This window comes from Amycolatopsis camponoti (genome assembly GCF_902497555.1).
In the GTDB taxonomy this organism is placed as follows: Bacteria; Actinomycetota; Actinomycetes; order Mycobacteriales; family Pseudonocardiaceae; genus Amycolatopsis; species Amycolatopsis camponoti.
The window spans coordinates 1412895-1434108 of record NZ_CABVGP010000001.1 but is presented as its reverse complement, the minus strand read 5'-3'; the positions used below and the strand labels follow the sequence as shown (position 1 = coordinate 1434108).

Annotated in this window: 19 protein-coding genes; 13 read left to right on the top strand and 6 right to left on the bottom strand. The window is 72.1% G+C overall.

Going from position 1 to position 21214, the window contains the following annotated elements:
- Nucleotides 1-54 precede the first annotated feature (54 nt).
- Together gltB and AA23TX_RS06965 are read left to right on the top strand one after the other, a co-directional pair.
- Nucleotides 55-4626 (top strand): glutamate synthase large subunit, encoded by a 4572-nt coding sequence (gene gltB / locus AA23TX_RS06970; RefSeq protein ID WP_155541745.1) that lies wholly within the window; start codon nucleotides 55-57, stop codon nucleotides 4624-4626.
- Nucleotides 4619-6070, top strand: coding sequence for a glutamate synthase subunit beta (locus AA23TX_RS06965; RefSeq protein ID WP_155541744.1), 1452 nt, complete (start codon nucleotides 4619-4621; stop codon nucleotides 6068-6070). The genes gltB and AA23TX_RS06965 overlap by 8 nt, the downstream gene beginning before the upstream one ends.
- A 56-nt stretch (nucleotides 6071-6126) precedes the next feature.
- Here AA23TX_RS06965 and AA23TX_RS06960 read toward each other — a convergent pair whose 3' ends face one another.
- On the bottom strand, nucleotides 6127-6999 hold the full coding sequence (locus AA23TX_RS06960; protein WP_155541743.1) for an SDR family oxidoreductase: 873 nt from the start codon (nucleotides 6997-6999) through the stop codon (nucleotides 6127-6129).
- An 82-nt stretch (nucleotides 7000-7081) separates the two neighbouring features.
- Between AA23TX_RS06960 and AA23TX_RS06955 the strand changes: the two genes are divergently transcribed.
- A complete protein-coding gene (locus AA23TX_RS06955; protein ID WP_155541742.1) occupies nucleotides 7082-7654 on the top strand; it encodes a TetR/AcrR family transcriptional regulator in 573 nt (190 codons plus the stop codon).
- A 69-nt stretch (nucleotides 7655-7723) separates the two neighbouring features.
- Here AA23TX_RS06955 and AA23TX_RS06950 read toward each other — a convergent pair whose 3' ends face one another.
- Nucleotides 7724-8710, bottom strand: coding sequence for an ArsR/SmtB family transcription factor (locus tag AA23TX_RS06950; protein ID WP_155541741.1), 987 nt, complete (start codon nucleotides 8708-8710; stop codon nucleotides 7724-7726).
- Between the two features lie 265 nt (nucleotides 8711-8975).
- Here AA23TX_RS06950 and AA23TX_RS06945 point away from each other — a divergent pair, with 265 nt between their 5' ends.
- The 3 genes from AA23TX_RS06945 (at nucleotide 8976) to AA23TX_RS06935 (ending at nucleotide 12068) form a co-directional block, all read left to right on the top strand.
- The gene (locus AA23TX_RS06945) at nucleotides 8976-9608 is read left to right on the top strand and encodes an RICIN domain-containing protein (protein ID WP_155541740.1); all 633 of its coding nucleotides are present in this window, start codon (nucleotides 8976-8978) and stop codon (nucleotides 9606-9608) included.
- A 234-nt stretch (nucleotides 9609-9842) separates the two neighbouring features.
- Nucleotides 9843-11240 (top strand): Dyp-type peroxidase, encoded by a 1398-nt coding sequence (locus AA23TX_RS06940; RefSeq protein ID WP_155541739.1) that lies wholly within the window; start codon nucleotides 9843-9845, stop codon nucleotides 11238-11240.
- A 39-nt stretch (nucleotides 11241-11279) separates the two neighbouring features.
- The gene (locus AA23TX_RS06935; protein WP_155541738.1) at nucleotides 11280-12068 is read left to right on the top strand and encodes a DeoR/GlpR family DNA-binding transcription regulator; all 789 of its coding nucleotides are present in this window, start codon (nucleotides 11280-11282) and stop codon (nucleotides 12066-12068) included.
- Between the two features lie 9 nt (nucleotides 12069-12077).
- Here the strand turns inward: AA23TX_RS06935 and AA23TX_RS06930 are convergent, their stop codons facing one another.
- Nucleotides 12078-12977: an ROK family protein gene (locus AA23TX_RS06930; RefSeq protein ID WP_155544302.1), complete on the bottom strand. Its 900-nt coding sequence runs from the start codon at nucleotides 12975-12977 to the stop codon at nucleotides 12078-12080.
- A gap of 196 nt (nucleotides 12978-13173) precedes the next feature.
- Between AA23TX_RS06930 and AA23TX_RS06925 the strand changes: the two genes are divergently transcribed.
- The 3 genes from AA23TX_RS06925 (at nucleotide 13174) to AA23TX_RS06915 (ending at nucleotide 14857) form a co-directional block, all read left to right on the top strand.
- Nucleotides 13174-13383 carry a CbtB domain-containing protein gene (locus AA23TX_RS06925; RefSeq protein ID WP_155541737.1) on the top strand — a complete coding sequence of 70 codons (210 nt, stop codon included), beginning with the start codon at nucleotides 13174-13176 and terminating at the stop codon, nucleotides 13381-13383.
- Nucleotides 13384-13401: 18 nt separating this feature from the next.
- A complete protein-coding gene (locus AA23TX_RS06920; RefSeq protein WP_155541736.1) occupies nucleotides 13402-14160 on the top strand; it encodes a CbtA family protein in 759 nt (252 codons plus the stop codon).
- 64 nt (nucleotides 14161-14224) lie between these two features.
- Nucleotides 14225-14857, top strand: coding sequence for a DUF4190 domain-containing protein (locus AA23TX_RS06915; RefSeq protein WP_155541735.1), 633 nt, complete (start codon nucleotides 14225-14227; stop codon nucleotides 14855-14857).
- Here the strand turns inward: AA23TX_RS06915 and AA23TX_RS06910 are convergent.
- Entirely contained in the window at nucleotides 14854-16335 is a 1482-nt protein-coding gene (locus tag AA23TX_RS06910) for a cobyric acid synthase (protein ID WP_155541734.1), read from the bottom strand. The two genes, AA23TX_RS06915 and AA23TX_RS06910, sit on opposite strands and share 4 nt — an antisense overlap.
- On the bottom strand, nucleotides 16332-17381 hold the full coding sequence (locus AA23TX_RS06905) for a cobalamin biosynthesis protein (protein WP_155541733.1): 1050 nt from the start codon (nucleotides 17379-17381) through the stop codon (nucleotides 16332-16334). The genes AA23TX_RS06910 and AA23TX_RS06905 overlap by 4 nt, the downstream gene beginning before the upstream one ends.
- A gap of 36 nt (nucleotides 17382-17417) precedes the next feature.
- Between AA23TX_RS06905 and AA23TX_RS06900 the strand changes: the two genes are divergently transcribed.
- From AA23TX_RS06900 to AA23TX_RS06880, 4 genes are all read left to right on the top strand, one after another.
- Nucleotides 17418-18059: a bifunctional adenosylcobinamide kinase/adenosylcobinamide-phosphate guanylyltransferase gene (locus AA23TX_RS06900; RefSeq protein WP_155541732.1), complete on the top strand. Its 642-nt coding sequence runs from the start codon at nucleotides 17418-17420 to the stop codon at nucleotides 18057-18059.
- Nucleotides 18060-18072: 13 nt separating this feature from the next.
- Nucleotides 18073-19086, top strand: a complete 1014-nt coding sequence (gene cobT, locus AA23TX_RS06895) for a nicotinate-nucleotide--dimethylbenzimidazole phosphoribosyltransferase (RefSeq protein WP_155541731.1) — start codon at nucleotides 18073-18075, stop codon at nucleotides 19084-19086.
- Between the two features lie 274 nt (nucleotides 19087-19360).
- On the top strand, nucleotides 19361-20107 hold the full coding sequence (locus tag AA23TX_RS06885; RefSeq protein WP_230862382.1) for an adenosylcobinamide-GDP ribazoletransferase: 747 nt from the start codon (nucleotides 19361-19363) through the stop codon (nucleotides 20105-20107).
- A 32-nt stretch (nucleotides 20108-20139) separates the two neighbouring features.
- Nucleotides 20140-20841 (top strand): helix-turn-helix transcriptional regulator, encoded by a 702-nt coding sequence (locus tag AA23TX_RS06880; protein ID WP_230862381.1) that lies wholly within the window; start codon nucleotides 20140-20142, stop codon nucleotides 20839-20841.
- Here AA23TX_RS06880 and AA23TX_RS06875 read toward each other — a convergent pair.
- A complete protein-coding gene (locus AA23TX_RS06875) occupies nucleotides 20825-21190 on the bottom strand; it encodes a VOC family protein (protein ID WP_155541729.1) in 366 nt (121 codons plus the stop codon). The two genes, AA23TX_RS06880 and AA23TX_RS06875, sit on opposite strands and share 17 nt — an antisense overlap.
- Between the last annotated feature and the right edge of the window lie 24 nt (nucleotides 21191-21214).

Here is a 21214-nt window from a genome sequence, read left to right as displayed (position 1 = left end):
ACCACACGATGGAGTGAGTACCGGTCGCGCCAACGCCTTGGGAGGCGGCCAGCCGTGACCCACCGTGCCCGTTCCCTGCCCCGCGCGGGGCAGCAGCTCAGCAACGCCGAGGCCGAGGGCCTCTACCGGAGCGACTACGAACACGACGCCTGCGGTGTCGCCTTCGTCGCCGACCTGACCGGACGACGCGATCATGCGATCGTCGCCAAGGCCCTGGTCGCGTTGCGCAACCTGGAACATCGCGGGGCGCGGGGCGCCGAACCGGACACCGGCGACGGCGCCGGACTGCTGATCCAGATCCCGGACGAGTTCTACCGCGAGGTCGTGGACTTCGAGCTCCCCGAGCCGGGCACCTACGCCGTCGGCACGGCTTTCCTGCCGCAGGACGAAAAGCGCCGCGGCCGGGCCATGACGACCATCGAGCGCATCGCCGCCGAGGAGGACATGCGCGTCCTCGGCTGGCGCGAGCTGCCCGTGCACACCGAGCACTGCGGGCCGACCGCGGCCGAGACCATGCCGCACTTCACGCAGCTGTTCCTCGCCGCGCGCCGCCCGAAGCCGGAGCACTCGGACCCGCTGCACATCGAGCGCAGCGCGTTCTGCGTCCGCAAGCGCGCCGAGCACGAGCTGGCCGAGGAAGACGTCTACTTCCCGAGCCTCTCCTCGCGCACGATCGTCTACAAAGGAATGCTCACCGAGCCCCAGGTCGAGCGCTTCTTCGCCGACCTGACAGACGAGCGCGTCACCAGCGCCATCGGCCTCGTGCACTCCCGCTTCTCCACCAACACCTTCCCGTCGTGGCCGCTGGCGCACCCGTACCGCTACGTGGCGCACAACGGCGAGATCAACACCTTGCGCGGCAACCGCAACTGGATGGACGCCCGCGAGGCCCTCCTCGAAACCGACCTGGTCCCGGGCGACCTCAAGCGGATCTACCCGGTGATCACGCGCGGCGCCAGCGACTCGGCGTCGTTCGACGAAGTCCTGGAGCTGCTCCACCTGGGCGGCCGCTCGCTGCCGCACGCGGTTCTCATGATGATCCCGGAAGCCTGGGAGAACCACCAGGAAATGGACCCGGCGCGACGCGCCTTCTACGAGTTCCACTCGACCCTGATGGAGCCGTGGGACGGCCCGGCGCTCGTCGCCTTCACCGACGGCAGCCAGATCGGGGCGGTGCTCGACCGCAACGGCCTGCGCCCCGGGCGGTACTGGGTGACCGACGACGGCCTCGTCGTGCTCGCCTCCGAGGTCGGCGTGCTCGACATCGACCCGGCGACGATCGTCCGGAAGGGACGCCTCGAGCCCGGCCGGATGTTCCTCGTCGACACCGTCGAAGGCCGCATCGTCGAGGACGACGAGGTCAAGACCGAGCTGGCCACCGCGCACCCGTACGACGAGTGGGTCGAGGCCGGCCTGCTGCAGCTCGAAGACCTGCCCGAGCGCGACCGCGAGGTGCCGCTGCACGCCGCGCTCGTCCGCCGCCAGCAGGCGTTCGGCTACACCGAGGAAGAGCTCGAAGCCATCCTCGAGCCGATGGCCCGCACCGGCGCGGAGCCGATCGGCTCGATGGGCAACGACTCGCCGATCGCGACGCTGTCGAGCCGGCCGCGGCTGATCTTCGACTACTTCATCCAGCTGTTCGCCCAGGTCACGAACCCGCCGCTGGACGCCATCCGCGAGGAGCTCGTCACCGCGCTCGGCACGCAGATCGGCGCCGAGCCGAACCTGCTGGCCGGCAACGCCGCGTCGTGCCGCCGGATCGCACTGCCGTTCCCGGTGCTCGACAACGACCAGCTCGCCAAGCTGGTCCACGTCAACGACGACGGCACGCTGCCGGAGTTCCAGGCGGTCACCGTGCTCGGCCGCTACAACGTCCACGGCGGCGGCGAAGCGCTGGTCCAGCGGCTCGACGAGATCCGCGCCGAGGTGTCGGAGGCGATCGAGGACGGCGCACGGCTGATCGTGCTGTCCGACCGCGGCGTCGACGAGCACCACGCGCCGATCCCCTCGCTGCTGCTCACCGGCGCGGTGCACCACCACCTCGTCCGCGAGAAGACGCGCACGCAGGTCGGCCTCATCGTCGAGGCCGGCGACGCGCGCGAGGTGCACCACATCGCCCTGCTCATCGGCTACGGCGTCGCCGCGGTGAACCCGTACCTGGCGATGGCGACCGTCGAGGAGATGGCCCACCAGGGCCTGATCCCGGGCGTGACGCCGAAGCAGGCGACGCAGAACCTGATCAAGGCGCTGGGCAAGGGCGTCCGCAAGACGATGTCCAAGATGGGTGTCTCGACCGTCGCGTCCTACACCGGCGCGCAGATCTTCGAAGCGGTCGGGCTCGGCGAGGAGGTCGTCGACAACTGCTTCACCGGCACGACGTCCCGCCTCGGCGGCGTCGGCTTCGAGACGCTGGCCGACGAGGTCGCGAAGCGGCACGCCTACGCCTTCCCGGCCGACGGCGTCCGCCCCGCCCACCGCGAGCTGGAGACCGGCGCGGACTACCAGTGGCGCCGCGAAGGCGAGCCGCACCTGTTCAACCCGCAGACGGTGTTCAAGCTGCAGCACTCCACGCGGGCCGGGAAGTACGACGTCTTCAAGGAGTACACGAAGGCCGTCGACGACCAGTCCGAGAAGCTGCTGACGCTGCGCGGGCTGTTCGACTTCAAGTACGGCAAGCGCGCGCCGGTGCCGATCGAGGAGGTCGAACCGGTCTCCGAGATCGTCAAGCGGTTCGCCACCGGCGCCATCTCCTACGGCTCGATCTCGATGGAGATGCACCAGACCCTCGCCATCGCGATGAACCGCCTCGGCGGGAAGTCCAACACCGGCGAGGGCGGCGAAGACGCGGAGCGCCTCTACGACCCGGAGCGCCGCTCAGCGGTCAAGCAGGTCGCGTCGGGCCGCTTCGGCGTCACGAGCGAGTACCTCGTCAACGCCGACGACATCCAGATCAAGATGGCGCAGGGCGCGAAGCCCGGCGAAGGCGGGCAGCTGCCCGGCGCGAAGGTGTACCCGTGGATCGCGAAGACGCGGTTCTCGACGCCGGGCGTGGGCTTGATTTCGCCGCCGCCGCACCACGACATCTACTCGATCGAGGACCTCGCCCAGCTGATCCACGACCTGAAGAACGCCAACCCGAAGGCCCGCATCCACGTGAAGCTGGTCTCCGAGGTCGGCGTCGGCACGGTCGCGGCGGGCGTCTCGAAGGCGCACGCCGACGTCGTGCTCATCTCGGGCCACGACGGCGGAACCGGCGCGTCGCCGCTGTCGTCCATCAAGCACGCGGGCGGCCCGTGGGAGCTCGGCCTGGCCGAGACGCAGCAGACGCTGCTGGCCAACCGGCTGCGCGACCGGATCGTGGTGCAGACCGACGGCCAGCTCAAGACCGGCCGTGACGTCATCGTCGCGGCGCTGCTCGGCGCCGAGGAGTTCGGCTTCGCGACCGCGCCGCTGGTCGTTTCGGGCTGCATCATGATGCGCGTCTGCCACCTCGACACGTGCCCGGTCGGCGTCGCGACGCAGAACCCGAAGCTGCGTGAGAAGTTCAGCGGCAAGGCCGAGTACGTCGTCAACTTCTTCGAGTTCATCGCCCAGGAAGTGCGCGAGTACCTGGCGGAGCTCGGCTTCCGGTCGATCGCCGAGGCCGTCGGCCACGCCGAGTTCCTCGACAAGCGCAAGGCCGTCGACCACTGGAAGGCGGCCGGGCTCGACCTGTCGCCGATCTTCCACGTGCCCGAGATGGCCCCGGCGGGCCTGCGCCTGCAGCAGACCCAGCAGGACCACGGGCTCGAGAAGGCGCTGGACAACACGCTGATCCAGCTCGCCGAAGGCGCGTTGAACTCGGGTGACAAGGTGCGGCTGGAGCTGCCCGTCCGCAACGTGAACCGGACCGTCGGCACGATGCTCGGCTCGGAGCTGACCCGGCGGTGGGGCGGCGAAGGCCTGCCCGACGACACCATCGACGTCACCTTCACCGGGACCGCCGGCCAGTCGTTCGGCGCGTTCGTGCCGAAGGGCATCACGCTGCGGCTCTACGGCGACGGCAACGACTACGTCGGCAAGGGACTCTCCGGCGGCCGGCTGATCGTGCGGCCGTCGCAGGACGCGCGGATCGCCGCCGAGGACCACATCATCGCCGGCAACGTGATCGCCTACGGCGCGACCAGCGGCGAGATCTTCATCCGCGGCAAGGTCGGCGAGCGGTTCTGCGTGCGCAACTCGGGCGCGCTGGCCGTCGTCGAAGGCGTCGGCGACCACGGCGGCGAGTACATGACCGGCGGCCGGATGGTCGTGCTGGGGCAGATCGGCCGCAACTTCGCGGCCGGCATGTCCGGTGGCATCGCGTACGTGCTGGACCTGCCCGCGCACCGCGTCAACCCGGAGATGGTCGACATCGACCCGCTCGACTCCGAGGACGCGGACTTCCTGCGCGAGACGCTGGAGAAGCACTACGACGAAACGGAATCCGCCGTCGCGCGGGAGCTGCTGGCCGACTGGGACGCGGGCGTCGACCGCTTCGGGAAGGTCATGCCGAAGGACTACAAGCGCGTGCTCGCGGCCCAGGTTCAGGCCGAGCGGGACGGGCGCGACGTGAACGAGGCGATCATGGAGGCCGCACATGGCTGACCCCAAGGGCTTTCTGACCACCACCCGCGAAGAGCCGAAGCGCCGTCCGGTCGACCTGCGGCTGATGGACTGGCGAGAGGTCTACGAGGACTTCGCGTCGACGAAGCTGGAGAAGCAGGCCGGCCGCTGCATGGACTGCGGCATCCCGTTCTGCCACCAGGGCTGCCCGCTCGGGAACCTCATCCCCGAGTGGAACACCCTGGTGTGGCGGGAAGACTGGCAGCAGGCCATCGAACGGCTGCACGCGACCAACAACTTCCCGGAGTTCACCGGCACCCTGTGCCCGGCGCCGTGCGAAACCGCGTGCGTGCTCGGGATCAACGACGACCCGGTGACGATCAAGCGCGTCGAGATCTCCATCGTCGACCGCGCTTTCGAAGAGGGCTGGGTGACGCCGCAGCCGCCCACCGTCCGCACGGGCAAGAAGGTCGCGGTCGTGGGCTCCGGCCCGTCGGGACTCGCCGCGGCGCAGCAGCTCACGCGCGCGGGCCACAGCGTCGTGGTCCTCGAGCGGGCCGACAAGATCGGCGGGCTGCTGCGCTACGGCATCCCCGAGTTCAAGATGGAGAAGCACCGCCTCGACCGCCGTCTCGCGCAGATGGAGGCCGAGGGCACGGAGTTCCGCACGTCGGTGAACGTCGGGGTGGATCTTTCCGCCGACGAGCTGCGGTCGTCGTACGACGCGGTCGTGCTCGCGGGCGGGGCCACCGACTGGCGCGACCTGCCGATCCCCGGCCGGGAGCTGGACGGCATCCACCAGGCGATGGAGTTCCTGCCGCCGGCCAACCGGGTCGCGTCCGGTGACCTCGCCGAGTCCCCGTATTCGGCCGAGGGCCTGGACGTCGTCGTCATCGGCGGCGGCGACACGGGCGCGGACTGCGTCGGGACGTCGCACCGCCAGGGCGCGCGTTCGGTGACGCAGCTCGAGATCATGCCCAAGCCGCCGGAGGCCCGGTCCGACGCCCACCCGTGGCCGACGTACCCGATGATCTACCGGGTGTCCTCGGCGCACGAAGAGGGCGGCGAGCGGCTGTACGCGGTGAACACGCAGGAGTTCCTGGGTGACGCGGATGGCCGCGTGCGGGCGCTGAAGCTGGTCGAGGTGCGCAACGAGGGCGGCAAGTTCGTCCCGGTCGACGGGTCCGAGCGCGAGCTGCCCGCCCAGCTCGTCCTGCTGGCGATGGGCTTCCTCGGGCCGCAGAAGAAGGGCCTGATCGAGGACCTGGGCGTCGAGCTGGACCCGCGCGGCAACGTGGCCCGCGACAAGGCGTTCAAGACGAGCCTGGACAACGTGTTCGTGGCCGGTGACATGGGCCGCGGCCAGTCCCTGATCGTCTGGGCGATCGCGGAGGGCCGCAGCGCCGCGGCCGGCGTCGACGCCTACCTGACCGGGCGCGAGGTCCTGCCCCGGCCGATCGCGCCGACGGACCGGCCGATCGCGTAAGACCCGGCGCCGGCGGAGGTGTCACTGTCGCCACCTCCGCCGGCGCTGTACCACTATCAGTCGTAGTAACCGTTTTCGAGGTCGTCGAGCAGTCCCGGGTGTTCCGGCCGCCAGCCGAGCAGCTCCCGGGTCCCGTCCGCGGACGCCGGCTGGTCGATCGCCAGCAGCGCGCCGAGGAAGCCGAGTTCGTCGGCCTCGACGGACGTGACGGGGAGGCCGAGCCGGCGGCCGACCACGTCCGCGACGTCCCGGATGGCCACGCCCTCGTCGCCCACCGCGTGCAGCATCGAGCCCGCGGGCGCCTGCTCCAGCGCCAGGCGGAACAGGTGGGCCGCGTCGAGGACGTGCACCGCCGGCCAGCGAGCCGTCCCGTCGCCGACGTAGGCCGCGACGCCCTTCTGCTTCCCCGCGGCGATGAGCCGCGTGATGAGCCCGTGGGCGTCCCCTTCCCCGTGCACCGACCGCGGCAGCCGGACGACCGACGCGCGGACGCCGTTCTCCGCCGTCTTCACGACGGCACGGGCGTTGTCCATCCGGCCCGCCACCAGGCCGAAGCCGGCGGGGTCGTCCCGCTCGGTCGCCACGCCCCCTGGCACCGACGGCGTCCCCGAGGCGGCCACCAGCACCTTGCCTTCGAGCACGGCGGCCATGGCTTCGACGGCGGCCGCGTCGGCCCGGATCGCGGCGTCCATCCGGCTGAAGTCGTGCCCGAAGGCGAGGTGGACGACGGCATCGGCGTCCGCGGCGCCCTTCGCGAGCGTCTCGAGGTCGTCCAGGTCACCCCGGAGCACCTCGGCACCCCTTTCTTCGACGGCCGCCGCGGAGGCGTCCGACCGGGCGAGGCCGACGACCTGGTGGCCGGCCTCGAGCAATTCGGGCACGAGGGCCGAGCCGATCCAGCCGCTGGCCCCGGTGACGAAGACACGCATGAGAACCTCCTTGTGATGACACCTGGTGCCATCAAACGTAGCACGTATGACGACACCGGGTGTCATCGCTTAAACTGGGGGCATGAGCCGCTGGGAGCCGAACGCACGCGAGCGGCTGGTGCGCGCCGCGGTCGAGTCGTTCCTCGAGCGCGGCTACGACGAGGTGACGGTCGCGGAGATCACCGAACGCGCCGGGCTGACGAAACGGACGTTCTTCCGGCACTTCGCCGACAAGCGCGAAGTGCTGTTCGCGGGCCAGGACATCCTGAGCCGCACGTTCGCGGAGGCGATCGCCGCGGCACCGGCATCGGCCACCCCGCTCGAGGCGATCTCGGCGGCCCTGACGGCCACGGAGACGACGTTCGGCCCGGACCACCGCGAGTTCGCGCGCAAGGTCCAGGCGGTGGTCGCGGACCAGAGCGACCTGAGGGAGCGCGAGCTGCTCAAGCGGGCCAAGCTGAGGGCCGCCATGGCGGACGCGCTGCGAGCGCGTGGCGTCCCCGACCCGGCGGCGAGCCTGGCCGCGGAGATCGGCGGCCTGGCGTTCACGACGGGCTTCGCGCGCTGGGTGGCGCCGGCGAACGAGCGCGGGTTCGGCGAAGTGGCCCGGGAGGCGTTGTCGGAACTCGTCGAGGCGACGACCAAGCTCGGCTGAGCTTCCCCGCGGGTGTCCCGGTGGCCGCTCGCCACCCGGCATCGCCGCGTCCAGCTTGGTGCACGAGCCTCAGGTGTCCAGGAGAGCGCTTCCCAGGGGTGTGAGCGAGTGCAGGACCGTGTTCCGCTCCCGGTGCGTGATGATCAGCCCGGCGCGCCGCAGCACCGTGGTGTGCTTGCTGACCGCCGACGGCGTCACCCCCAGCCGCGCCGCCAGCTCGGACGTCGAGCACCCCACCGCCAGGACCGCCAGCGCCGCCGCGCGGGTCGGCCCCAGCAGGTCCGCCAGCGCCTTGCCCGACGCCCGGTGCGCCGCGTGCCCCAAGCCCGCGGGCGGCGCGGCCTGGCGGACGCACGGGTAGTGCAGCCGCGGCGTGCCGCCCGGGGCCGCGGGGACCAGCGCCGGGCACACCGAGAAGTACGTCGGCACCAGCAGGAGCCCCGTGCCCTCCGACGGGACCGTGCCGGCAATGCGGTCGTCGGTCTCCAGGGCCGGCGCTTCCCAGCGCACCAGCGGCCGGAGGCCGGTCAGCAGCGCGTCGACGCCGCCGTGGAGCAGCAGCTGCGTGCGCATCCCGAGGTCGGCGTCCACCTGTCCGGACACCGTGTCCCACGCCGGGGCGAGCGCGAGCTCGTGGTAGTCGCGCATGGCCTGGACCAATCGCGGCAGGCCCGCCGTGTCGCCGTCCGCGAGCGCGGCGGCCCACGCCGGCAGGTCACGGTCGGCCGGCGCCGTGCGCAACGCGGTCTTCAGGCTCACCGGTTCCGTCTTCAGCACCGCCGTGAGCCCGGACTCCAGCTCGTAGCGCCCCGCCGCGGGCAGCAGGAACTCCGGGATCGGCGCGTCCGGCCGGCACAGCCACATCAGCACCGCGGCCGAGTCGGGCAGGCTCTGCCACACCCGGTAGCGCCACCGGTTGAACGCCGCCGAAGCCGCCGCGCGGCCGCCGTCGCGCCGCTGCAGGACCTGCAGGCTCGCGGCGAGCTCGCCCATCGGGTCGGCCGCGGCCGCGAGCCCGACGCGGACGAGGTCGGCCAAGGTCAGCTCGATGCGCAAGTGCTCCCCCCGGTGTCTGCCCCTGTATCGGCGCCGGTTCCGTTCCGTTACACGTCTGACGTGCGTTCTGTCCCCTCGCGGAAATGACCTCGACGGGGGCCGGAGCGCACTGAATGATGGTTTCGGAGACCGCTTTCGGGGGTTTGACGGTCTCCGCGAGGGGGATTCGCCGGCACGTCCACGCGCCGGGTCCGCAGTGGCCCGGGGCCGGTTCGTGCCCGCCTTCTTCCCCGCGAGCACAGGTGAATCGACGAAAAGGGGAACGATGACGAAGATGAAGCGGCTGATGGTGACGGTCGCCGCGGCGGCGGGCCTGTTCGGCCTGGTGGCCGTTCCGCAGGCCGGCGCGGCCCCGGCCGACGGCAAGGGGACCGCGGTCTCGACGCTCGCCGGCGGGATCAAGCTGCGGCCCGCGAAGGTGGGTGCCGCTCACCGGTCCACCCCCGGGGTCGCCGGCGCGCAGGTCGCCGAGGCCGACGCCTACCTGATCGAGTCCGCCAAGTTCGGCCGGTGCTGGGACGCCGACCTGGGCACGATCGGTGCCAACGGCACGAAGATGCAGCTGTGGGACTGCGACGTGTACGCCGCGAACCAGGCGTTCTACGTCACCCGCAACCCGGAGGGCTACCTGCGCTTCCAGAACGTGCAGAGCGGCCGCTACCTCGACGCCGACCTCGGGACGATCGGCAAGAACGGCACCAAGGTCCAGCTGTGGGACTACGTCGCCGGCGGCAAGAACCAGTGGTGGGCCGACACCCTGATCCCGGAGGGCTACCTGCGTTTCCAGAGCCCCTCGAACAACCGCTACCTGACCGGCGAGGGTTCGGTCGGCGCCAACGGCACGCGGCTGCAGCTGTGGGACTTCATCTCGGGCGGCCAGACGCAGTGGTGGTACTGATCCGCTGACCCACTGATCCGCTGAACGGAAAACGCGGGCCCCGTGCGGGGCCCGCGTTTTTCGTTGCCGGCGAACGGTTCGGCGTTCAACTTAATCTTTCGTGTGAATGCCCTGGTTTCGGTGGCACGCCGCATCGTGGCGACGGCAACCTGGTTCCAGGGGGCACGGCCGGCGAAGGGGGGAACTTCGGCCGGTCGTGCGCCTGCGATCGTCCACACGGGAGGGGAGCCCGCCATGAGTGTCGACCTGTCCACCACGCTGTCCTGGACCACTGCCACCGGGGACGCCGGGGTGATGCTCGGCGAACTGCAGCCGAACATCCTCAAGGCCCACGTCCGCGACCACCTTTCCGCACTGCTGCTGACTTTCGGCGACGCCGCGGAAGCGCGGGCGTTCCTGGTCTCGGTCACCGGGAAGATGAAATCCGCCAAAGCCCACCTCGACGAGGTCGGCGCGTTCAAGGACGGCGGCCCGGCGGGCACGCCGTACGTCGGCGTCGGGCTCACGGCAGCCGGCTACCGCGCTCTCGGCGTCGAGAACTTCCCGCAGGAGGAAGCGTTCCTGCGCGGGATGGCGGCGCCGGCGACCCGGCGGAAGCTGAACGACCCGCCGCGGTCGACGTTCGATCCGGGCTACCACGGGGAAATCCACGCCGTCGTGCTCGTCGGCGACGCCAAGGACAAGGCGATGACCGCGCGGCGCAACGAAATCCTGGGCCTGCTGCCCGATTCCGTCACCGTGCTCGCGGAAGAAACCGGCCTCGGGCGCGTCAACGCGCGCGGTGAGGGCATCGAGCACTTCGGGTACGTCGACGGCCGGAGCCAGCCGCTGTTCCTCACCGAGGACGTCGACGCGGAGAAGAACAACACCGACGGCATCAACGTCTGGAACCCGGCGGCGCCGCTGTCCCAGGTGCTGGTGCCGGACACCGCGGCCCCCGATCCGGCCGTGCACTTCGGCAGCTACTTCGTCTTCCGCAAGCTGGAGCAGAACGTCCGGCGGTTCAAGCGGGCCGAGGCGGACCTGGCCGACACGCTCGGCCTCACCGGCGAAGACCGGGAGCGCGCGGGCGCGATGATCATCGGCCGCTTCGAGGACGGCACGCCGTTGACCACCCAGCGCGAAGACGGCGCGGAAAGCCCGGTGTCGAACAACTTCACCTACGAAAGCGACCGCGCGGCGGTGAAGTGCCCGTTCCAGGCGCACATCCGCAAGACGAACCCGCGCGGGTCCGGCGGCGCCGAGGAACCGCCCGGCGAGCGCCTGCACCTGATGGCGCGCCGAGGGGTCACCTACGGCGAACGGCCGGACGACCCGAACGCCGACGTCCCGCCCGCGGCGCGGCCGAGCGGCGGGGTGGGGCTGCTGTTCATGGCGTTCAACTCGATGCTGGGCAACCAGTTCGAGTTCACGCAGGCGGTCTGGGCGGACAACCCGGGCTTCCCGATCGTCGACGGTGTCACGCCGGGGCTGGACCCGGTGATCGGGCAGGGCGAGCGCGCGGCGTCGGACTACACCGTCGAGTGGGGCGGATCGGACCGGCGCACGGCGGATCCGGTGCCGCAGGCGGTGACCTTGCGGGGTGGTGAGTACTTCTTCATGCCGTCGCTGGCTTTCCTGCGGGCACTCTGACTACCGTTGTCGTCGGGGAGGGCGGCGAAGGAGGCTGGCTTGGACCGGCACGAACGGCTCAGCGCACTGCTGGACATGGTGGGGCAGCGGGAAAAGATCGACGTCGAGGCGTCCGCGGAGGAGCTCGACGTCTCCGCCGCCACGATCCGGCGCGACCTGGACCACCTGGCCGGCCGCCGGCTGCTGACCCGCACGCGGGGCGGCGCGGTGGCGAGCAACGTGGCGTACGACCTGCCGTTGCGGCACAAGGCCGCGCGCAAGGCGCCGGAGAAGCAGCGCATCAGCGCGGCCGCCGCGCGGCTGGTCGAACGCGGCATGGTGCTCGGGCTCAACGGCGGAACGACGAGCACGGAGGTCGCCCGCGCCCTGGTGCTGCGCCCGGAGCTGGCGCAGCAGCGCGACAGCTCGCCGGCGCTGACGGTGGTGACGAACGCGCTCAACATCGCCCACGAGCTGGCGGTCCGCCCGAACATCAAGATCGTGGTGACGGGCGGCGTGGCCCGGCAGCACTCGTTCGAGCTGACCGGGCCGCTGGCCAGCCTGTTCCTGGACCAGATCACCCTCGACCTGGTGTTCCTGGGCGTGGACGCGTTCGACGCGGAGCGAGGGGCGTTCGCCCACCACGAAGGGGAAGCGAGCATCAACCGCCTGCTGGCGTCCCGAGCACGCCAGGTAACGGTGATCGCGGACGGCGGCAAGCTGGGCGGCCACGCGTTCGCCCGCATCTGCGACACAACGGCGGTGGACCAGCTGATCACGGACGCGGGCGCGGCCCCGGACCAGGTAACCGCCTTCGAAGCAGCGGGGGTCGAGGTCCTCCTGGCCTGAGGGGCCGCGTCACAGCTCCGCGAGCCGATCCATGGCGAGCAACCCCGCCCCCAACCGACCGGCCTCATCCCCCAGCTTCGCGATCCGCAACTCCGGCATCCGCTGAAAAGTCAGGTGCGAAGCCAGCCACTCCCGCACCGGCTCCAGCACGTAGTCCGCCGCCGTGAACAGGCCGCCGCCGAGGATGATCACCTCCGGCCCCAGCAGCGTCAGCAACGTCCGGATTCCGTGCCCCAAGCCGTCCAGCGCGTCCTGGACCACCGCCACCGCGACCTCGTCGCCGTGGCGGGCCAGGTCGACCACCTCGCGAGCGCCGTCGGCCGCGCGGCCCGTGCGTTCCGTGTACCTCCGGGCGATCGCCGCCGCCGAAGAAATCGCCTCCAGGCAGCCGATCGCGCCGCAGCCGCACTTGCCGGGGTGGCCCACGTCGATGTGCCCGACCTCGCCCGCCTGCCCGTGCGCGCGGTGGATCCGGCCGTCGAGCAGCAGCGCGGCCGCGATCCCGGTGCCGACCGGGATGAACGCCGCGTTCGTCGCGCCCTGCCCGGCGCCCACCCGGAACTCGGCGATGCCGCCCGCGGTGACGTCGTGCCCGAACGCCACCGGCAGCCCGAGCCGCTCCTCCAGCAGCTCGCCGAAGTGGACCTCGCGCCAGTCGAGGTTGGCCGAGAAGTGGCAGACGCGCGTCTCCTCGTCGACGATCCCGGGCACGACCACCCCGGCCGCCGCCGGCGTTCCGGTGCCGGCCTGCTCCGCCAGCGCGGCGACGATGTCCACCACCTGCGCGGCCAGCGCCGTGCCGTCCGCGCTGCGCGCCGTCTCCGCGCGCAGCGTCGCCCTGGGCTGGAGCTGCTCGTCCAGCAGTGCCGCCTTGATCGTCGTCCCGCCCACATCGAGGGCCGCCACCATTCGAGTCACCGCGGCATTGTCACATTGACGCGGCCCAAACGGCGGACCTACGCTCAACCGGCCAGACGAGGAGATTCCGGAACGCGGTGCAAGTCCGCGCGGTCGCGCCACTGTGACCCCCGCCAGGGGGAAGCCAGACCCGGATCCCTTCGTGCAGTCCCCGATGAGGCCGCGAAAGCCCGAGGAGGCCACGCTCATGTCCCACACGGCAGTTCCCGCCGTCCCGCTCCCGATCCGCATCCCGATCCGTGAGATCGTGCCGTGGGCGGTGTTCGTGGTGCTCCTCGCCCTGATCGCGCTGTACTTCGTGAGCGCCGAACAGGGCGCCACCTCGGTGTTCGCGAACAACTACGTCCACGAGTTCGTGCACGACGGCCGGCACCTGCTGGCCTTCCCCTGCCACTGATCGGCGGCACGACCTCCCATGATGAAGACCTTGCTGGTCCGCGGCATGCTCGCGGGCCTGATCGCCGGCGTGCTCGCGTTCGGGTTCGCCTACGCCTTCGGTGAGCCGTCCGTCACCACCGCCATCGGGCTCGAGGAGTCCGGCGGCCACGCTCATTCCCACGAAGCGGGCGCCGCCCCCGCCGAAGAACACGAGGAAGAGCTGGTCCCCCGGGACATCCAGAGCACCGTCGGGCTGCTCACCGGCGTCGTGGTCTACGGCGTCGCGATCGGCGGCCTGCTTTCGCTCGCCTTCGCGTTCGCCCAGGGCCGCCTCGGCAACCTCCGCCCCCGGGTGACGGCGTTGCTGCTCACCGGCGGCGCGTTCGCCGTGGTGTTCCTCGTCCCGTTCCTGAAGTACCCGGCCAACCCGCCGGCGGTGGGTCAGCCGGGCACGATCGGCTCGCGCACCGAGCTGTACTTCGGGTTCGTCGCGGTGTCGCTGCTGGCGGGCATCCTCGCAACGGTGTTCGGCCGCAAGCTCGCGGACCGCTTCGGCGCGTGGAACGGCTTCCTGCTGGCCGCGGCGGGCTACCTCGTCGTGATCGGCGTGGTGGCCTGGCTGATGCCGGTGGTCGACGAGGTCCCGGCGGAGTTCCCGGCCTCGACGCTGTGGAGCTTCCGCACGGCTTCGGTCGGCACCCAGGTGACGCTGTGGCTGGCGCTGGGCCTGGCGTTCGGCTCTTTCGCGGAGAAGGCGCTGAAGCCGAAGAAAGCCGCGGCCGTCGCCGCGTCGTGATCTTCGGGTCGGCCTGATCCCTTAGGATTTCCCCGCCGGGTCGGGGGATTCCGGAGGGGGACCCTTGTTCGACGAAACGCGCTCGACGCTGTCCAGCCACGACCAGACGACGGTCCGCGGACCCCTCGAGTCCCCCGGGACCGACGGGTTCGCGATCGCGACGTTCGTCCTGGGGCTGCTCGGACTGGTCCCGCTCGCCCTCGGATTCGGGACCCGCGCCCTGATCCGGCTCAGTCGCAACGGCCGGGACGGCACCGGCCTGGCGGTCGCCGGGCTGGTGCTCAGCGTGCTCTGGATCGGCGTCGGCTGGGTGGCGCTCACGCCGCAGCACGCCACGCGGGCGGCCGCCCCGGACTCGATCGACGCCATGGCGATCGGCGACTGCCTGGACTCCGACGCGGACGCCGCGCAGGTGATCCGGATCGCCTGCGACCTGCCGCACGACGAGCAGATCGCCGCGCGGGTCGACGCCGGCAACGGGTATGAGACCTACCCGGGGCTCACCAAGCTGCAGGAGCCGGCGCAGGCCTTGTGCCGGATCGCGGCGGCCGCGTTCTTCACCGAGGGCACCCCGCCGCCCAGCATCGAGTTCGTCGCGCACGTCCCGACCGAGTCGTCCTGGAACGCCGGGGCCCGGGAGGCGGTCTGCACCTTGCGGCAGGTCAGCGGGAAGCTCACCGCGTCCGTGCCCCGCTAGGGCGCGCCGGGTGGGACGAACGGAAGGTCCTTCGGCGCGCCCAGGTCCAGCAGGGTGCGCAGCGCCGCCGTGTCCAGGTGCTCGTCGACGGCGTCGGCCAGCTTCTCGAGCATCTCCTCACGCAGGTCGGCGAAGCCGGGAGCGTCCGGCACCGGGGTCCAGCCGGCCCCGGCCTGGGCCGCCGCTTCCGTGAGCCACGCGCGGCGGAAGGCGTCGTTCTCGAAGGCGCCGTGCCACATCGTGCCCCAGACCGCACCCTGGCGCACGCCGTCCAAAAAGGACTCCTGCGCGATCTCCACGGTCACTGAACCGTGGTGGATCTCGTACGCGTCGACGTGAGTGCCCCGCCAGTCCCCCGCCGGACGGGCGAGCACCTTCTCTTCGGCGAACGTGACCCGCGCCGGCAGCAAGCCGAGGCCCGGCACCTCGCCGGCACCGGACTCGACGTCGTCCACAATGGACTCGGCGAGCATCTGGTAGCCGCCGCAGATGCCGAGCACCGGCCGGCCCGCCGTGGCGCGGGCCGTCAACGCGGTGTCGAGGCCGCGGTCGCGCAGCCAGGCGAGGTCGTCCACGGTGGCGCGCGAGCCGGGCAGCACGACGACGTCCGCCGCCGCGACGGTGTCGGGGTCGGCGGTGAGCGTCACGGTGACGCCGGGTTCGGCGGCGAGGGCGTCGACGTCGGTGGCGTTGGAGGCGCGCGGGAACCGGATGACGGCGACGTGCAGCCCGCCGCCGTGGGTCTCGCGGCGCCAGCCCGCGGCGGCCAGGGCGTCCTCCGAGTCGATCCAGACGCGGTCGAGCCACGGGAGCACGCCCAGCACGGGCCGTCCGGTCACCTTCTCGAGGCTGTCCAGGCCGGGGCGCAGCAGGCCGACGTCGCCGCGGAACTTGTTGACGACCCAGCCCGCGACGAGTGCCTGGTCCTCGGCGGAGAGCAGGGCGAGGGTGCCGAACATGGCGGCCAGGACGCCCCCGCGGTCGATGTCGCCGACGACGAGGACGGGCAGCCCGAACCGCCGAGCGAGCCCCAGGTTGACGTAGTCGCCGCCGCGCAGGTTGATTTCGGCGGGGCTGCCGGCGCCTTCGCAGACGACGACGTCGTAGCGCGAGCTGAGGTCTTCGTAGGCCGCGAAGGCGATTTCGGCGAGCCCGGCGCGGCCGGTGGCGTACTCCCCGGCTTCGAGGGTCCCGAAGGGCTTCCCGAGCGCGACGACGTGACTGCGCCGATCGCTGCCGGGCTTGAGCAGAACGGGATTCATGGCGGCCTCGGGCTCGACCCGAGCGGCGCGCGCCTGCAGCCACTGCGCGCGCCCGATTTCGGCACCGTCGGCGCAGACCATGGAGTTGTTGGACATGTTCTGCGCTTTGAAGGGGGCGACGCGGACGCCTTGGCGAGCCAGCCACCGGCAGATCCCGGAGGTGACGAGACTCTTGCCGGCATCGGAAGTCGTCCCGGCGACGAGGAGGCCGCTCACCGGAGGTTGTCCACAGCCGGGCGCGAGCGGGCGGAGTTGTCCACAGATCGCCGAACGGCCCTTCCAACGGGGGTGGCACCGATAGACTGGACAGGGGACGCCCCCCAGGGAGTGGCGGGGGCTGCGGTCGCGGCGATTACGGCCGCGGCCAGGCCCACCAGGCGCGACAAGCGCACCGCCCTTCGCAGGTCGACCGGCTCCGGGTCGCGTCCGTCACCGAGTCTCGACCGGCTCTCCACCTCGCCGCCGTAGCTGTTCGTTCCGCCGAGCCGGATGTCCAGCGCCCCCGCGAACGCCGCCTCGACCTGGCCCGCGTTCGGGCTCGGGTGCTGCCCGCCGTCGCGGCGCCAGACTCGCCACGCCCCTCGCGGATGGCCTCCCGCCAGCGGCGCGCACAACGCCGTGAGCGCTGCTCCGATCCTCGACGGCAGCAGGTTGACCGCGTCGTCCGCGCGCGCGGCGGCCCAGCCGAAGTTCCGATATCTCGGCGATCGGTAGCCGACCATCGCGTCGAGCGTGTTCAGCGCGCGGTAGCCCAGCAGCCCCGGCATCCCGGCGACCGCGCCCCAGAACAACGGCGCGACCACCGCGTCCGAGGTGTTCTCGGCGATCGACTCGGTCGCCGCGCGGGTCAGTTCGGCTGAGTCGAGCGTCGTCGCGTCGCGTGCGCAGAGGTGCGACAGCCGCGTACGCGCCGAAGGCACTTCACCTGCTTCGAGCAGGCGGGCCATTTCGGCGCCTTCGGCGGCGAGGCCGCGTCCGCCGAGCACCACCCACGTACACGCGGCGGTGAGCGTGAAGCGTGCGAAGGGGCTTCGCCGCGTCGCCGTCTGGAGCGCGGCGCCGAGTCCGACGGCTCCGAAGGCGCACAACCCCGCGTACGCCACTCCGCGCGGCTTCGAGTCCGCCCACACGGCGCGTTCGAAGCGCGCGGCGGCCGAACCGAAGATCGCCACCGGGTGCCCCCGTCGGGGGTCGCCGAACAGGGTGTCGACGACATATCCGGTAACGAGTCCGGCAGCGGTTGTCCCTAGACGGAGTGGCACGTGGCGCACGGTAGCGCGTGCACCACAATGCCGGGTATGACTGTGCCCAACGCCGCCTCCGCGGGGAAGAAAACGTCGGCGGGGCTGACCCACCGGCTCGCCGGGTATTTCGAAACCCTGGCACGCGCCCTTCGCCGGTACGGACGCGACGAAGGCAAGGTGCTGGTCCTCGGTGGCGTCCGCTCGGGGAAGTCGCGGCACGCCGAGCGGCTCGTCGCCCACCATTCGCACCTCGTCTACGTCGCGCCCGGCCTTCCTGCCAGTGACGACGACCCCGAATGGGCCGCGCGGGTGGCCGCGCACCAGGCGCGGCGGCCGGCGCACTGGAAGACCGTCGAGACCACCGACCTGGCGGGCACCCTCCGCAAGGCGACCGAGCCGCTGCTGATCGACTGCCTCGGCACCTGGCTGTCCCGCGTGCTGGACGACGTCGGCGCGTGGCGGCAGAAGCCGGGCTGGGAGCACCGGCTGGACGACCGGCTCGAGGACTTCCTCGCCGCCTGGGCCGCCGCGCGGGTGCCGGTGGTCGCGGTCAGCAACGAGGTCGGCAGCGGTGTGGTGCCCGCAACGTCGTCCGGACGGCTGTTCCGTGATGTGCTGGGCGCACTGAACAACCGGGTGTCCGCCGACGCCGACCGGGTCGTGCTGGTCGTCGCGGGCCGGGCACTCGACCTGTAGCCAGGAGGCGCCCGTGTTCGACGTTCCCGTGCCCGACCCCGCCGCCCGCGCCGCCGCGCAGGAGCGGCTCGACGGCCTGGTCAAGCCGCTCGGCGCGCTCGGCAGGCTCGAAGAGATCGCCGCCTGGCTGGCGGCGGCGCACGGGAGCGTGCCGCCGCGCCCGCTGGACGACGTCCGGGTGGTCGTCTTCGCGGGCGACCACGGCGTGTCGGCGCTCTCGGCGTACCCGCGCGAGGTGACCGCGGCGATGGTGCGGGTGTTCCTGGCCGGCAAGAGCGGCGTGAACGTCCTGGCGGCGCAGGTCGGCGCGCGGGTCCGGGTGGCCGACCTGGGCGTCGACTGGGACGGCGCGGACGTGCCGGAGTCCGTCACGGCGCACAAGATCCGCCGTGGCTCGGGCTCGATCGACGTCGAGGACGCCTTGGAGCCGGGTGAGGCGCGGGCGGCGTTCGAGGCGGGCCGCGCGATCGCCCGCGAGGAAGCGGACGCGGACGTGCTGATCCCAGGCGACATGGGGATCGGCAACACGGCGATGTGCGCGGCGCTGGTGGCGGCCTCGCTGGGCCTGCCGGCGGCCGAAGTGGTCGGCACGGGGACGGGCGTGGACGAGTCCGGTCTGGAGCGCAAGACGGCGGCGGTCGCGGCGGCCTTGGCGCGGACCGAGGGCCGGGTGGAGGACCCGTTCGAGCGGCTGACGGCACTGGGCAGCGCGTGCGTGGCGGCGACGGCGGGGTTCCTGGTCGAGGCGGCGCTACGGCGGATCCCGGTGCTGCTGGACGGCGTGTTCTCGGGCGCGGCGGCGCTGGTCGCGCGGGACATCGCGCCGGGGGTCGAGCAGTGGTGGCTGGCCGGGCATCGGTCGACGGAGCCTTCGCAAGCGTTCGCGCTGAAGGCGCTGGGGTTGGAGCCGATCTTGGACTTCGGGCTGCGGCTGGGCGAAGGGAGCGGGGCGGTGCAGGCGGTCCCGACGCTGCGGGCGGCGCGGGCGATCATCGCCGACATGGGCCTGCTGGCGGACCTGGCATGAGGGCGGGCCCCGCTGCTTCCCGGCAGGGGCCCGGCGAAGCCGGTCGGTCGTCGATGCGCGGGGCAGGGCGTCCCGACGTGGCGCTGGGTGCATTCCCCTCGCCGCTGTTGGCCTTGACTCCGGCCCGCGCACATGAGCCTGGTGCGGGCGCAGCTCCCGCCACTCCCTGGGGGGCGTCCCCGGTCCAGTCTACCGGCTCCTACCAGGCAAAACTCGCCGCTCGGCGATCAGTGGACAACTCCGCTCGCACCGGGTTGCCTGTGGACTACCCGGCATGAGCCGCTGGGCCGACTCCGCGCGGATGGCCGTCGGGACGCTGACCACCGTCTCCGTCCCGGCGCCCCGCGTCATCGATCGGCGGGTCGCCGGGGGCGCCATGGTGCTCGCTCCCCTCGCCGCCCTTCCGCTCGCCGCGGCCGCGGGACTCGTCGTCGCCTGCGGGAACGCCCTCGGCCTCCCGAAGATCGCCGTTGCCGCGCTTGCCCTTGGGGCCGTCGCTCTTGGGAGCCGGGGGCTGCACCTCGACGGGCTCGCCGACACCGCCGACGGCCTCGGTGCCTCCTACGACCGTGCCAAGGCTCTCGACGTCATGCGGCGCGGGGACTCCGGGCCCACCGGTGTCGCCACGCTCGTCTTCGTCCTGCTCGTCCAGGTCGGTGCGCTCGCCGGGGCGGACCGGCCGCTCGAAGCCGTCGTCGTGAGCGTGCTCGTCGGACGCTGCACGCTCTCGATGTCCTGCGCGCGCGGGGTGCCGTCCGCGCGGCCCGAAGGACTGGGTGCTACCGTCGCCGGCTCGGTGCCGAGAACGGCCGCGATCGTGATCGGCGTGGCCGCCGCCGGCGCGAGCGCCCTGCTTCCGGGGATGGCCTGGTGGCGGGGCCCGTTGGCCGTGGTGCTCGCCTACGCCGTGACCGCGGTTCTGCTGGCCAGGTGCACCAAGCGGCTCGGTGGCGTCACGGGCGACGTCCTCGGTGCCGGGGTCGAGGTCGCCGTCGCCGCCTCGCTGCTCGCGCTCGCCTGAAAACGTCGTACCCCACGCCTAAAGTGCGGACCGTGAACCGGACCGACCGTCTCTACGCCCTCGTCGAAGAACTTCGCGCCGTCGCGCCGCGGCCGCGCAGTGCGCGCTGGCTCGCGAGCCGGTTCGAAGTCAGCACCCGCACCGTCGAGCGCGACATCAGCGCGCTGCAGCAGTCGGGCACGCCGATCTACGCCGAACCCGGCCGCACCGGCGGGTACTGCCTCGACAAGGCGCGCACCCTGCCGCCGGTCAACCTGACCCCCGGCGAGGCTGTCGCGATGGCCATGGCGCTCAAGCGGCTGGCGGGCACGCCGTTCCGCACCGAAGCGAGCTCGGCGCTGCGCAAGCTCGTCGCCGCGATGCAGGAGGACGACGCCGCCGCGGCCGAAGCCCTGGCCGGCCGGGTCCACTTCCTCGAAGACCCGCGCGACCTCCCGCCGATCCCCCGCGTGCTGTCCGACGCGCTCGTCACCCGCCGCGTCCTGCGCATCGGCTACGGCGACCGCGGAGGCGCCGAGACGCGGCGGGACATCGAGCCGCTGGGGTTCGTCGGCAAGCCCGAGCACTGGTACCTGGTGGCCTGGTGCCGGCTGCGCGAAGAGATCCGCGCCTTCCGCGCCGACCGGATCACCTCGGTCTCGGTCACCGCCGAGGTACCCCCGCCCCGCCCGCTGCGGCGCGAGGACCTCGACATCCCGTACGGCGTGGTCGAGCAGCTCAGCTTGGCGGAGTGAACACCGAGAAGTGGTTGCCCGCCGGGTCCAGCACGTGCGCGAACGTCACGCCGACCGGGTTGACCGTCGGCGGCCGCTGCACCTTCCCGCCGGCCGCCTCGACCCGGCGGCACGCGGCTTCGACGTCCTCGACGAGCACGGTGAACACCGCGTAGTCGGGCATTTCACCCTTGGTCGCGAAGAGCCCGCCGCGCGAACCGCCGGTGTCGATCACCCGGTAGGCGGCATCGGTACTGGCCGAGTCGTCCTGCGCGACGCTCCAGCCGAAGACCTCGCCGTAGAACCGTTCGGCGGCCGCCGGGTCGGCGGCGCCGATCTCGAACCAGGCGACGTCGTTGAATCGGGGCATGTCGTTCCTTCCACTGCCACGCCA